Origin of the sequence: Bradyrhizobium sp. 604_D8_N2_3 (assembly GCF_051810765.1) — a bacterium.
Classification (GTDB): Bacteria; Pseudomonadota; Alphaproteobacteria; order Rhizobiales; family Xanthobacteraceae; genus Bradyrhizobium; species Bradyrhizobium barranii.
Genome location: NZ_JBPWPM010000001.1, coordinates 33429 through 46521, shown reverse-complemented (window position 1 = coordinate 46521; position 13093 = coordinate 33429). Strand labels below are relative to the sequence as shown.

General features: G+C 64.2%; 12 protein-coding genes. 5 read left to right on the top strand and 7 right to left on the bottom strand.

Annotated elements, in window-relative coordinates; all coding sequences use genetic code 11:
- Window positions 1-78: 78 nt before the first annotated feature.
- The 4 genes from AB7245_RS00190 to murJ all read right to left on the bottom strand — a co-directional run bounded on the left by AB7245_RS00190 (window position 79) and on the right by murJ (window position 4232).
- The gene (locus AB7245_RS00190) at window positions 79-648 is read right to left on the bottom strand and encodes a NifU family protein (RefSeq protein ID WP_063985958.1); all 570 of its coding nucleotides are present in this window, start codon (window positions 646-648) and stop codon (window positions 79-81) included.
- A 300-nt stretch (window positions 649-948) separates the two neighbouring features.
- Window positions 949-1443, bottom strand: a complete 495-nt coding sequence (locus AB7245_RS00185) for a universal stress protein (RefSeq protein ID WP_063980124.1) — start codon at window positions 1441-1443, stop codon at window positions 949-951.
- A 110-nt stretch (window positions 1444-1553) separates the two neighbouring features.
- Window positions 1554-2606 carry a tryptophan--tRNA ligase gene (trpS, locus tag AB7245_RS00180; RefSeq protein WP_063980123.1) on the bottom strand — a complete coding sequence of 351 codons (1053 nt, stop codon included), beginning with the start codon at window positions 2604-2606 and terminating at the stop codon, window positions 1554-1556.
- 75 nt (window positions 2607-2681) lie between these two features.
- On the bottom strand, window positions 2682-4232 hold the full coding sequence (murJ, locus tag AB7245_RS00175) for a murein biosynthesis integral membrane protein MurJ (protein ID WP_063980122.1): 1551 nt from the start codon (window positions 4230-4232) through the stop codon (window positions 2682-2684).
- A gap of 125 nt (window positions 4233-4357) precedes the next feature.
- Here murJ and AB7245_RS00170 point away from each other — a divergent pair, with 125 nt between their 5' ends.
- Window positions 4358-5359, top strand: coding sequence for an adenosine kinase (locus AB7245_RS00170; protein WP_063980121.1), 1002 nt, complete (start codon window positions 4358-4360; stop codon window positions 5357-5359).
- Window positions 5360-5500: 141 nt separating this feature from the next.
- Here the strand turns inward: AB7245_RS00170 and AB7245_RS00165 are convergent, their stop codons facing one another.
- Together AB7245_RS00165 and AB7245_RS00160 are read right to left on the bottom strand one after the other, a co-directional pair.
- Window positions 5501-7195 carry an AMP-binding protein gene (locus AB7245_RS00165; RefSeq protein ID WP_063980120.1) on the bottom strand — a complete coding sequence of 565 codons (1695 nt, stop codon included), beginning with the start codon at window positions 7193-7195 and terminating at the stop codon, window positions 5501-5503.
- A gap of 193 nt (window positions 7196-7388) precedes the next feature.
- On the bottom strand, window positions 7389-8582 hold the full coding sequence (locus AB7245_RS00160) for a serine hydrolase domain-containing protein (RefSeq protein ID WP_231143725.1): 1194 nt from the start codon (window positions 8580-8582) through the stop codon (window positions 7389-7391).
- A 347-nt stretch (window positions 8583-8929) separates the two neighbouring features.
- On the opposite strand from AB7245_RS00160, the gene AB7245_RS00155 reads away from it, so the two are divergent.
- On the top strand, window positions 8930-9250 hold the full coding sequence (locus AB7245_RS00155; protein ID WP_028150598.1) for a hypothetical protein: 321 nt from the start codon (window positions 8930-8932) through the stop codon (window positions 9248-9250).
- Between the two features lie 112 nt (window positions 9251-9362).
- Window positions 9363-10856 carry an NAD-dependent succinate-semialdehyde dehydrogenase gene (locus AB7245_RS00150; RefSeq protein WP_063980118.1) on the top strand — a complete coding sequence of 498 codons (1494 nt, stop codon included), beginning with the start codon at window positions 9363-9365 and terminating at the stop codon, window positions 10854-10856.
- Window positions 10857-10868: 12 nt separating this feature from the next.
- Here AB7245_RS00150 and AB7245_RS00145 read toward each other — a convergent pair whose 3' ends face one another.
- Complete coding sequence (locus tag AB7245_RS00145) at window positions 10869-11768, bottom strand: helix-turn-helix transcriptional regulator (protein WP_187387847.1); 900 nt, start codon at window positions 11766-11768, stop codon at window positions 10869-10871.
- A gap of 30 nt (window positions 11769-11798) precedes the next feature.
- On the opposite strand from AB7245_RS00145, the gene AB7245_RS00140 reads away from it, so the two are divergent.
- On the top strand, window positions 11799-12719 hold the full coding sequence (locus tag AB7245_RS00140; RefSeq protein WP_063980116.1) for an NAD(P)H-binding protein: 921 nt from the start codon (window positions 11799-11801) through the stop codon (window positions 12717-12719).
- Entirely contained in the window at window positions 12716-13081 is a 366-nt protein-coding gene (locus AB7245_RS00135; protein WP_063980115.1) for a nuclear transport factor 2 family protein, read from the top strand. Before AB7245_RS00140 ends, AB7245_RS00135 begins: the two co-directional genes overlap by 4 nt.
- The last annotated feature ends 12 nt before the right edge of the window (window positions 13082-13093 follow it).

The window sequence follows — 13093 nt, the reverse complement described above, 5'->3', positions numbered from 1 at the left end:
TGCCCACCTCTTCTTTTCGCGATGATTGCATGGTGGGCACGGCGCAAGCGCGCCTTTGCCCACCCTACGGCACTTCGCCTACATCGGCCGAACTTCGACCACGTCGGGCACGAAATGCTTCAGCAAATTCTGAATGCCGTGCTGGAGCGTCGCGGTCGACGACGGGCAGCCGGCGCATGAGCCCTTCATGTTGAGATAGACGATCCCGTCCTTGAAGCCGCGGAAGGTGATGTCGCCGCCGTCATTGGCGACCGCGGGCCGCACGCGGGTCTCGATCAGATCCTTGATCATGTCGACCGTCTCGGCATCGGACTCGTCGAAGAACTCATCCTCGTCGTCGAGATCGGCATCGCTTGGAGCCGCGCCATCGGCGAGCAACGGCGCGCCGGACATGTAGTGCTCCATGATGGCGCCGAGGATCGCGGGCTTGAGCTGCTGCCATTCACCGTTCGCCTTGGTCACGGTGATGAAATCCGATCCATAGAACACGCCGGTGACGCCGGGCACGTCGAACAGCTTTTCGGCCAGCGGCGAGCGCGTGGCCGATTCGCGGCTCGAAAATTCCATCGGGCCGCCGTCGACGACGACGCGGCCGGGAATGAACTTCAGCGTGGCGGGATTGGGGGTGGCTTCGGTTTGAATGAACATGGTTTTCTCCAGACGTCGCCGGTTCAAGGCCGGCGCGCAAGCTATCCAGTAGCAGATGGCGACGGGGAACGCACGGTCAAGGGGTGGGTAGGACGTTTCGTTGCGATATCAGCGGGTTAGGACACTTTAATATTCCCGCGCCGTCATGGCCGGGCTTGACCCGGCCATCCACGCCTTGCTTCGTGGCGCCAAGAACGTGGATGCCCGGGCCTTCGCCGCGCCGAAGCGGCTTCGGCCGCGCAGGCGGGACAAGCCCGGGCATGACGGATATCTGGTTGGCCGCAGTCCAGATAGGGACGCCTACGACAGCGAATCCACGCTTCCATCGCTCAGCGCGCCCGAGATGATCGTCACCGGCACCGGGAACGTGCCCAGTTCATGCGCCAGCAGCGAGACCAGCGGTCCCGGACCCTCCGCGCCGGGATTGGCGGCGAGCACCAGCATGGCGATGTCAGGGTCCTCGTCGATCACGGCGAGCAGTTGTTCCATTGCATCGCCTTCGCGGATCACCCGCTCCGGCGTGATCGCGGCGATGCCGTTGGCGCGGCCGGCGGCGCGGTCGAGCGCGGCTTCCGCCGCCTCCTGCGCCTCGGCGCGCATGATCTCGGCCACCCCGAGCCATTCCTGACTCTGCTGCTCGGGCTCGATGATGCGCAGCATGACCACACCGCCGCCGGCGCGGATCGCCCAGCGGCTGGCATAGTAGACCGCGCGATCCCATTCGGCGGTGTCATCGACGATCACGAGGCATTTGGGCTTGTGACCCGGCTCGAAGCAAAGTCGCTTGCTGGTCATGCATGTCCCGGAATGTGCACGGCCGGCATGCTGCCACACTCCCTCACGCTTGGGGAGAGGAGAAGCTGCCGGCGCAGTGGGCGCCGGCCGGGTCTCGCAAATGCGGGAAATCAGCGCCGGCGGATGAAGCCGACGATGTCCTTCGAGAGCTTCATGGTCTCGTCGGCGATCGCGCGGGCCCGGTCGGCGCCATCGTTCAGGATCGCGTCGATATGGCCGGGGTCGGCGACGAGGCGCTTCATCTCGCCGGCGATCGGCGAGAGTTTCGTGACGCACAGATCCACCAGCGCATTCTTGAAGCTGGAGAACTGGCCGCCGCCGAATTCGCGCAGCACGTCAGCCTTGGAGCGGCCGGAGAGCGCGGCGAAGATGCCGACGAGATTGTCGGCCTCGGGGCGCGCTTCCAAGCCCTTTTCCTCTGACGGCAGCGGCTCCGGATCGGTCTTCGCCTTGCGCACCTTCTGCGCGATGGTGTCGGCGTCGTCGGTCAGATTGATGCGCGAATTGTCGGACGCGTCCGACTTCGACATCTTCTTGGTGCCGTCGCGCAGGCTCATCACGCGCGTCGCGGGGCCCGTGATCAGCGGCTCCGGCAGCGGGAAGAACAGGCCGTCATTGGCGCCGAGGTTGCGGATCGAGTCGCCAAAGTCGTTGTTGAACTTCTGCGCGATGTCGCGAGAGAGCTCGAGATGCTGCTTCTGGTCCTCGCCGACCGGAACGTGGGTGGCGCGGTACAGCAGAATGTCGGCGGCCATCAGCACGGGATAGTCGAACAGACCCACGGAAGCGTTCTCGCGGTCCTTGCCGGCCTTCTCCTTGAACTGGGTCATGCGGCCCAGCCAACCCATGCGCGCGACGCAGTTGAAGATCCAGGCGAGCTCGGCGTGGCCGGAGACCTGGCTCTGGTTGAACACGATGTGCTTCTTCGGATCGATGCCGCTCGCGATGAACGCCGCGGTCACCTCGCGGGTGTTGCGCGCGAGCTCGACCGGTCCGCCCCAGACGTCCACGCCTTGCGTGATTGCGTGCATGTCGACGACGCAATAGATGCAGTTGTGGGTTTCCTGCATCTTCACGAAGTTGACGATCGCGCCGAGGTAATTGCCGAGATGCAGATTGCCCGTCGGCTGGACGCCCGAAAAGACCCGTTCAACGAATGCCATGGTAAGTCTTCCTGGAAGGTATTCGGCCGTCGTTTCCAACAGCGGCGCTGCCCCGTCAAGGGTAATTCGATGGCGTCAAGCCTCGGACTCGGTCCGGGCCGGGCGCTTCAGCGCGTTAGCCGCCTCGCGCCACGAGGCCGCGCCGAGGACCTGCAGGAGCACGCCATAGACGGCGATTCCGGCTGCGATCTGCACGCCCAGGACGATGAAGCGGATCAGCCCATGCGCCTCGGCGGGCGTCAGACCGGTCGTGAGCCAAAGCAGGGCGCCCATGGCAGCCGCGGCGAGCATGATCCGCGGCAGCCGGTTGCGGGCGGCCGCATCGACCGAGAAGCCGAACTCGCTGGTGCCTTTCCGCAGCAGCGAGATCGCGCTGCTCCAGGCGCCGGCCGCGATGCTGGCAGCGATTCCGCTCGCGCCAAGGACGTGTCCGAGCACGACAGCGAGGGCGATCGCGACCACAAAGCCCTTGGCGGTCGCCAGCAGCGGCGTCATCGTGTCGCTGCGGGCAAAGTAGGCCGGCGACAGCGCCTTGATCAGCACATGCGCCGGCAGGCCCAGCGCCAGCCACATCAGCGCATGTGCGGTGGCCGTGCTGTCGTCCGCGCCGAATGCGCCATGCTCGAACAACAGTCGCACGATCGGTTCGGCCAGAACGATCAGGCCGAGCGTCGCGGGCAGCGCCAGCCCGGTCGCCAGTTCCAGCGCGCGCGATTCCGCATGCGCCACGGCGTCACGGTCGCCGCTACGCACCGCGCGCGTCAGCTCCGGCACCAGCACCGTGCCCATCGCGACGCCGACGATACCGAGCGGCAGCTCGATCAGGCGGTTGGCGAAATAGAGCCAGGACACGGCGGAGGGCGTTGCAGAGGCGATGATCGCGCCCGCGACCATCAGCCATTGCGGGCCCGAGCTTGCGATCATGCCGGGGATTGCCTTGGCGAAAAAGCCGCGCATCTCCTGGTCGAAGCTGATCCGCAGCGGCGTCGCCAGTCGCGCGCTTCGCTGCGACAGCAGCATCAGCAATTGCAGCAGTCCGGCCACGCCGACGGTCGCCGCCAGCATCCATGCTGCGAAGCCGGCGTCGGCATGCCAGACGAGCAGCATCGCAATGGCCGCAATCAGCGCGATGTTGAACAGCAGCGGCGAGAATGCTGTGAGTGCAAAGCGCCCCTGCGCATTGAGCAGCCCCATCAGCACGGTGACAGGTCCGGCGAAGGCGAGATAGGGCAGCATCAGCCGCGCGTTCGCGACGGCAAGATCGAGCGTGCCGCTGCCGAGAAAACCCGGCGCGATGATCGTGATGATCAATGGCATCAACAGCGCAATCACGATCGAGATCGCGATCAGCGCCGCGCTGACCGTGCCGAGCACGCGTCCGGCGAAGGCGGAAGCGGCCGCTTCGCCGTCGCGGTCACGGACGCGTAGCCAGGCCGGGATCAGGGCAGCGTTCAGCGCCCCCTCGCTGAGCAGTCGCCGAACCACATTGACGAGCTGAAACGCGGCCAGAAACGCATCGGCCACCGCGCCCGTGCCCAACAGTGCAGCAATCATCGAATCGCGTGCAAAACCAAGCAGCCGCGAGGCCAGTGTTCCCGTTGAAACTGTCAGGAAAGAGCGGATCATTGCGCCGACATAATACCGTTGCTTGCCCGCTTGGGGCCGGTCGTGATAGGCCGCGAGCCAGATTTCAGACCGACAGGAAGCGGATTTCCGCGGGTATCGCAATCCGCCAAACAGGATCAAGGTGAATGGCTGACGTGAAATATGACGTTCTCGGCATCGGCAACGCGCTGTTCGACGTGCTGGTCCGGACTGACGAGGCTTTTCTGGCCAAACACGCCATGACCAAGGGCAGCATGTCCCTGATCGACGAGGCGCGGGCCGCCGCCATCTACAAGGACATGGGCCCGGCGACCGAAGTCTCGGGCGGCTCGGCCGCCAACACCATCGTCGGCATCGGCAGCCTCGGGGCACGCGCGGCCTATGTCGGCAAGGTCAAGGACGACCAGATCGGCAAGCTCTATGTCCACGACATCCGCGCCGCCGGCGTCGCCTTCAACACGCCCGCCGCGAAAGACGGCCCTGCGACCGGCTGTTCCTACATCCTGGTCACTGATGACGGCGAGCGCACCATGAACACCTATCTCGGTGCCGCACAGGACCTGTCGCCCGCCGACATCGATCCGGCCGAGATCGCGTCGGCCGGCATCGTCTATCTCGAAGGCTATCTCTGGGATCCGAAGAACGCCAAGGACGCCTTCGTCAAGGCGGCCCAGATCGCGCATGATGCCAAGCGCAAGGTGGCGCTGACGCTGTCGGATTCGTTCTGCGTCGACCGCTATCGCGACGAATTCCTCGGGCTGATGCGCAACGGTACCGTCGACATCGTGTTCGCCAACGAATCCGAGCTGCATTCGCTCTACACGACCTCGGACTTCGACACCGCGCTGAAGCAGCTGCGCAACGACGTCAAGCTCGGCGTGGTCACCCGCAGCGAGAAGGGCTGCGTGGTGGTGACGCCGACCGAGGCCGTCGCCGCGCCGGCCTCGCCGATCGCGAAGCTGGTGGACACCACCGGCGCCGGTGATCTCTTCGCCGCCGGCTTCCTGTACGGTCTCGCGCGTAACCTGGCGCACAAGCAGTGCGGCGAGCTCGGCGCGCTCGCGGCTGCCGAAGTGATCCAGCACATCGGCGCGCGGCCGCAGGTGTCGCTGAAGGAGCTGGCGCAGCAGCGCGGGTTGACCGTTTAAGGAAGTCGCGCCCCAACCGCGCTGTCGTCGCCCGGCTTGACCGGGCGATCCAGTATTCCAGAGGCGGTTGTGATTTAATCGAGACGCCGCGGCGTACTGGATTCCCCGTTTTCGCGGGGAATGACAGTTGCGGCTCGCGGCCTAAGCCGTCTTCGCCGCCTTCAATCCCAGCCGCTGCTCCACCGCATCGCGCATCACGAATTTCTGGATCTTGCCGGTCACGGTCATCGGAAACTCGTCGACGAACTCCACATAGCGCGGGATCTTGTTGTGCGCGATCTGGCCGTCGCAGAACGCGCGAACCTCTTCGGCCGTCAGCGTCTCGCCCGGCCTGACGCGGATCCAGGCGCAGAGCTCCTCGCCATAGCGGGTGTCGGCCACGCCAAAAATCTGCACGTCCTGAATCTTGGGGTGGCGATACAGGAATTCCTCGATCTCGCGCGGATAGAGGTTCTCGCCGCCGCGGATCACCAGATCCTTGATGCGGCCGACGATGTTGCAATAGCCCTCGTCGTCGATGGTGGCGAGATCGCCGGTGTGCATCCAGCCATTGGCATCAAGCACGTCCGCCGTCTTTTCCTTCTCCTCCCAATAGCCCAGCATGATGCTGTAGCCGCGGGTGCAGAGCTCGCCGCGTTCGCCGCGCTTGACGATCCTGCCCTCGAGATCGACGACCTTGACCTCGACATGCGGATGAATCCGCCCGACGGTAGAGACACGCCGTTCGAGCGGGTCGTCCGTCGCGCTCTGGAAGCTGACCGGACTGGTCTCGGTCATGCCGTAGGCGATGGTGACCTCGCGCATGTTCATCTCGGTGTTGACGCGCTTCATCACCTCGATCGGGCAGGGCGCGCCCGCCATGATGCCGGTGCGCAGCGATGTCAGGTCAAACTTTGGGAATTCGGGGTGATCGAGCTCCGCGATGAACATCGTCGGCACGCCGTACAGCGCCGTGCACTTTTCCTGCTCGACCGCGCGCAGCGTCGCGAGCGGATCGAAGCCCTCGCCGGGATATACCATCGTCGTGCCGAGCGTGACGGAGGCGAGGTTGCCCATCACCATGCCGAAGCAGTGATAGAGCGGCACCGGAATGCAGATGCGATCCTGCTCGGTCAGGTGCATCGCACGTCCCGTGAAATAGCCATTGTTGAGGATATTGTGGTGCGTCAGCGTCACGCCCTTGGGCGATCCCGTGGTGCCGCTGGTGAACTGGATGTTGACGGGATCGTCGAATTGCAAGGCAGCGCCGAGTGCAGTGAGCTGCTCGCGATGCTGCGCTCCGCCCATGCGCGCGACCTCTTCGAACGGGATCGTACCTGATGCCGCGGGGCCACCGATCTGGATCACCATCCGCAAGTCCGGCAGTCGCGCTGCGTTGAGTTGTCCGGGCTTGGCGCCGGCCAGTTCCGGCAGCAGCGTGTTGAGCATCTCAATGTAATGACTGGTCTTGAACACGGTCGCCGTGACGATCGCCTTGCAGCCGACCTTGCGCAGCGCGAACTCCAGCTCGCTCAAGCGGTAGGCGGGATTGATCGTCACCAGGATCAGGCCGGCCTTGGCGGCGGCGAACTGGGTCAGCGTCCATTCCGGCCGGTTCAGCGACCAGATGCCGATCCGCTGCCCTCGCTCGAGGCCGAGCGCGAGAAAGCCGGCGGCGAGCGCGTCGACCCGTTCGGCGAATTCGGTCCAGGTCCATCGCACGCCGTGGCTAGGCGAGACCAGCGCCTCGCGATGGCCCCAGCGCCGCACGGCGCGGTCAAGGCTGCGGCCGATGGTTTCGCCGAGCAGCGGCGTGTCCGAGATGCCGCAAACATAGCTGTCGGCTTTATCAGACAATTCGAAATCCTCTCGTCAAAGATAGTCAGTGCGATCTTTTTCGGTCGTCATGCCCGGGCTTGTCCCGCCTGCGCGGCCGAAGCCGCTTCGGCGCAGCGAAGGCCCGGGCATCCACGTTCTTCGTGCAGCAAGGTCAGGCGTGGATGGCCGGGACAAGCCCGGCCATGACGTGTGGGGAGAGCTCGGCTCTCCCTTAGGCCGCCTTCTTCCCGCTGCCCGCATCGAGCCCGGCATACACGCCACGCTCGAATCCCGTGAAGGCCTCGATGCACTTGGCGTCGACGAACGGCAACACCTGCATCAGGATCACGCCGGAAACATCGCGCGCCGGGTCGATCCAGAAATAGGTGTTGGCGAGACCGGCCCAGGCGAGGCTGCCGGCGCTGCGGCCCTCCGGCGTCTTGGCAGTATTGATCAGGAAGGACAGCCCCCACTTCTTCACGATGTCGGGGAAGAGATCGACATCGTTGGTGTACATGGGCGCAACCGTCGTCATCTTGCCAATGGTGAGATCGCCGATGTGGTTCTGGCCCATCAGCGCGACCGTCTCGGGCTTCAGCACCTGGTTGCCGTTGCCGCGGCCCTTGTTGAGGATCATCTGGGTGAACTTGATGTAGTCGCCGGCAGTGCCGTAAAGGCCGCCGCCGCCCATGCAAAATTCCGGATTCTGCTCGATCTCGAACGGGATCGGCGCCAGCGATCCATCCTCGCCGCGAGCATGGGTGGCGACCAGCCGCTGGCGCATGTTGTCGGTGATCTTGAAGCCGGTGTCGCTCATACCGAGCGGAGTGAAGAGATTGTCGCGCAGATAGGCATCGAGCCGCTTGCCGCTCACGGCTTCCACTGCCTTGCCGACGAAGTCGATGTTGATGCCGTATTCCCAGCGCGTACCGGGATCAGACATGATCGGCGTCTTCAGCGCGACGTCCTGGCAGGAGAAGATGTTCGGGGTTCCGGTCTTCTCCAGATAGACCGCGAGATCGCCGTTCCACACATTGTAAGCAAAACCAGCGGTGTGGGTCATGAGCTGGCGCAGCGTGATCGCGCCCTTCGCCGGCCGCAGTTTCGGTTCGCCCTTGGCATCAAAACCTTCGAGCACCTGCGGCTTGGCGAGGTCGGGCAGCACCGAACCGATCGGCGCATCCAGCGACAGCTTGCCCTGCTCGACCAGCTGCATCGCGCCTGCTGAAGTCACCGCCTTGGTCATCGAGGCGATCCAGAACACGCTGTCGTCAGTCATCGCATCGGGCTTGGACAGGTCGCGCTTGCCGAACGCGCTTTGATAGATCACGTCGTTGCCGCTGGCGGCGATCGCGACGACGCCGGGAATCTCCTTGGCGTCGCTCTTCTGGCGCAGGATCTCGTCGATCTGGGCTTTGCTTTGCATACGCGTTTCCTCCGGTTTGATTATTGTTGGAAGCGAATGATTGTCCTCCTGCACGGTCCGCGCGGCAAGCGCGTCCAGATGCCCGCGCCGGTCGCGATGTCGTGACTTGACGGTGCGTGGCGTGCGCAGGACGAGAGAGGGCTGAACTGCAACACTCCGTCACAATCTGCGGTGGATGGCCGCAACTCACCGTGACCGTGGATAGGCTCTGGCGATATGTTTCACGTGTTTGAAGCACTTGAAACATTTTGTGCGTTGCGGCGTTTCCGCACGCGGCCAATCGACGGCCAACGTTAAGACTTGATGCAAATATTGGCGGTCGTTCATGACCGCGAGGGGGACCTCAGATGATTTCGACTTGGAGCGAATGGAAGCGCTATCCCCGTCCCGGACGGGGCGACAATCTCGAGGCGCCGATTTCGCCCGGCATTTACGAGGTCCGGATCGCCGGCACCGGCGCGCTCTATTCGTTCGGCGCTGTCGATAATCTGGCGCAGGCGCTGGCGCTGCTGCCGGTGGGCTCGAAATCCTGGTTCGGGCGCCGTGACACCTCGGACGTTCCCGATCTCGAATACCGTACGTGCGCGACGTCCTCGAAGGCCGACGCCAAGGCGGCCGCCGAGCGCATGATCGGTCGGCGCGAGACGTATATGAGTGGCGCGGCATAACCGCGCCGTTGCCACTTTAACTCCCAGCAGATGTGCGTTGCGGGACGGTGCATTGCGCGCCGTCTGTCCCTATATTCGGGGCCGATCCGATCGCGCCCCGAGGAACAATGCCATGACCCCGACTGCCGCCGCACGCGCCCCGCAAGCCACGTCCAATCTGCGCGACCGGTTGAAGGATCCGTCGTTGCTGAAGGAGGCCTGCTACATCGACGGCGCCTGGGTCGGCTCGCCGGTCTTCGCGGTGAACAATCCTGCGACCGGCATCGAGCTCGCGAAGGTTCCGCAGCTTGGTGCGGACGATACGACCAAGGCGGTCGAAGCCGCCGAGCGCGCCTTTCCGGCCTGGGCCAAGCACACCGCCAAGCAGCGCTCCAACATCCTGCGTAAATGGTTCGAGCTGATCATCGCCAACCGCGAGGATCTCGCGCTGATCCTCACCTCCGAGCAGGGCAAGCCGCTCTCCGAGGCGCTCGGCGAGGTCGATATCGGTGCCGCCTATATCGAATTCTTCGCCGAGGAAGCCCGTCGCGTCTATGGCGAGACCATCCCGACGCAGCGGCCCGATGCGCGCCTGCTCGCGATCAAGCAGCCGATCGGCGTCTGCGGCGCGATCACGCCGTGGAATTTCCCGAACTCGATGATTACCCGCAAGGTTTCGCCGGCGCTGGCGGCCGGCTGCACCGTGGTGCTGAAGCCCGCCAACGAGACGCCGCTCTCGGCGCTGGCGCTGGCCGTGCTCGCCGAGAAGGCCGGCGTGCCCAAGGGCGTGCTCAACATCATCACCGGTGACGCGCCGCCGATCGGCAAGGTGCTGTGCGAGCACCCGGCGGTGCGCTTCGTCGGCTTCACCGGCTCGACCGCGGTCGGCAAGATCCTCTACCAGCAGGCCGCCGTCGGCGTGAAGCGGCTCGGCCTCGAGCTCGGCGGCAATGCGCCGTTCGTGGTGTTCGACGATGCCGATATCGATGCCGCGGTCGAAGGCGCGATCGTCTCGAAATACCGCAATATGGGTCAGACCTGCGTCTGCGCCAACCGCATCTACGCCCAGGACAAGATCTACGACGAGTTCGTGCAGAAGCTCTCGAAGAAGGTCGCGGCGATGAAGATCGGCGATGGCACCGAGAGCGGCGTCACGCAGGGCCCGCTGATCAATTTGAAAGCGGTCGACAAGGTCGAGCGCCACATCGCGGACGCCGTCAAGCGCGGCGCCAAGGTCGTCACCGGCGGCAAGCGCAGCGAGCTCGGCCGCTCCTTCTTCGAGCCGACGGTGCTTGCCGACGTCAAGTCGGACTCGCTGGTGGCGCAGGAAGAAACGTTTGGCCCGCTCGCGCCGGTGATCCGCTTCAAGGACGAAGCCGATGTGATCGCGATGTGCAACGCCTCGCCGTTTGGCTTGGCTTCGTACTTCTACTCCCGCGATCTCGGCCGCGTCTGGCGCGTCGCCGAAGCGCTGGAATCCGGCATGGTCGGCGTCAACACCGGCCTGATCACGACCGAAGTCGCGCCCTTCGGCGGCGTCAAGGAAAGCGGCCTGGGCCGCGAAGGCTCGCGTCACGGCATGGAAGAATATGTCGAGATCAAATACGTGATGATGGCGGGGGTTTAAGACCGTCGCCGATCAGTCCTTGCTTCGACGCAGTTCGCTCGGACTGCGTCCGAGCTCGCGTCGCATCCATTTGGCCAGATGAGACTGATGGGCAAAGCCCGCTTCGAGGGCAACATCGCTTAGCTTGCGATCGCCTTGAAGGAGGAGCTGGCGCGCGTGCTCCACTCTCCTTCTCAGGATGTAGCGATGAATCGTGACATCCATGGCCGCCTTGAACCATGTACGCAGATGTGAGCTGCTGACGCCGGCCTCGCGGCTGAGAATGTCGATTGTGAGCGGCTGGTCGAGATTTGCATCGATATAGGCGAGGACTCTCTGGAGCTGCGCGTTCGAGAGGCGGATGGCCTCTCCCGGCGGATCATTCGCCAGGTTGATCAATTCGACCGCCAGGGCCATTCCCACGTTTTCGGCAAACAACGGGCCGCTCGGCGAGCCCGCTTTCACGTCGCTTTCGAGAGCCTGTCCAAGCAGAACGATGCGGTCATTCCGCAGCATATGATGATGCGTGAGCCGGGCGGCTGCCAATTGTCGACTCCTTGATGCTGCATGGTCCAGCATGCCTGGTGCGAGCCGGATCTGAAGCGACTGGTAGGGCGTCTCAGCCACGAAGCCGCCGATGGCGCCGGACGGAACCACATCGATATCGCCGGCCTGACGTAGAAACTGCTCCCCGGTCTCGAGACAGAATGAGCGCGTCGCCCGGCTGAGGTGGATGATGATGCGGTGATCGCCGATCGGCTCCAGCGCAACGGCGTCAGGCTCGGTTCGCCTGGCCGCAGCGGTGGCGCCGGCCGATGTTGACGCCGAACTCGGTCTCGCACGCATGGGCCAGGCTCCAGATCTTGGCGGAACGTGTTCGATATTTGGCGGATCGTGCGCGATTTTCAACGGCGCGGGCGTCAAAGAACTCATCTGTCGTTTCCCGACAAATGAGGATGCCAAGTGAGTCACTACGTGATTGTGGGAGCCGGCCCGGTCGGGCGCGAAACCGCGCGCCTTCTGGCGGAAGAAGGACACAGTGTCATCCTGACCAGCAGGAATGCCGGATCGCTCAATGCCGGCGATGTGCGTACGGTTTCGTCAGATGCCACCGATGCCGCACAGCTGGCGGTACTCAGCAAGGGCGCGGATGCGATCTTCATGTGCGCGATGGCGGCCTATCATCGTTGGCCGACCGACTTCTTTCCGATCATGGACGGAACGGTCAAGGCGGCCGAGCAGGTTGGTGCCAGGCTGCTCGTGGTCGGGAATGTCTATGGCTATGGCGCGGGATCTGCGAGCCCTCTCACGCCGGACCTGGAGCCGGACCCGACCACCCGAAAGGGCACGACCCGGCACATCATGTGGCAGCGTGCGTTGCGATCGAGCGTTCCCGCCCTTGAAGTGCGGGCGAGCGATTATCTCGGCGAGGGCGCAGTCGCCTATTTTTCCCTGCTGGCGTTGCCGTCGCTGCTTAGGAACGAGCCGGTTGCCTTCCTCGGCGATCCGGATGCCGCGCATGCCTGGTCTTTCACCAAGGACACGGCGACGACGCTGGTTGCAGCGTCGCGCTTCACTGGAGAATGGGGCCGCGCCTTTCACGTGCCGTCGCAGTCGGCGTCGGTGCGCGAACTGGTACGGAGATTCGCAGCCGCGCTGAAGATCGACGCTCCTGGCCTGTCGCGACTCGCCCCGGCTGAGCTGGAAGGCATCGGCTTCAGCGAAGGGATCGAGATGGCCTATTTGTTCGAAAAGCCGCTTTTGCTCGATGCCGGCGATACAGAGAAACTGCTGGGCGTCACCGCGAGCAGTCTGGACACCATGGTTCGCGACACACTTTCGCAAGTAGCAGACATGGTTGCGACAGGGAAGGAAGCAAAATGAGTGAACAGGTGACCAATCTCGTCCAGAACTACATCGCGGTCTGGAACGAGAGAGATGCCGGGAAGCGCCGGTTGCTGATCGACAGAGTCTTCAGCGACGCGTGCGTCTATATCGATCCGAATGACTCGGTGGCTGGAAAGGATGCGATCGAGCGCCTGGTGCAAGCCTTGCAGGCGAGACTTCCGGATCTCCGCTTCACGCTCGCCGGTCACGTGAATGCGCATCACGATCAGATCCTGTTCGGCTGGACGCTGGCTGCGCCCGGAGCCGCAACACCTGCCGCCACAGGCGTCGACATGGCGGTGTTGGACGGTGACCGCATTCGGCAGCTTCATGGATTTGTAAATCCGCGGGACCAATAGCGTGTAGCCCGG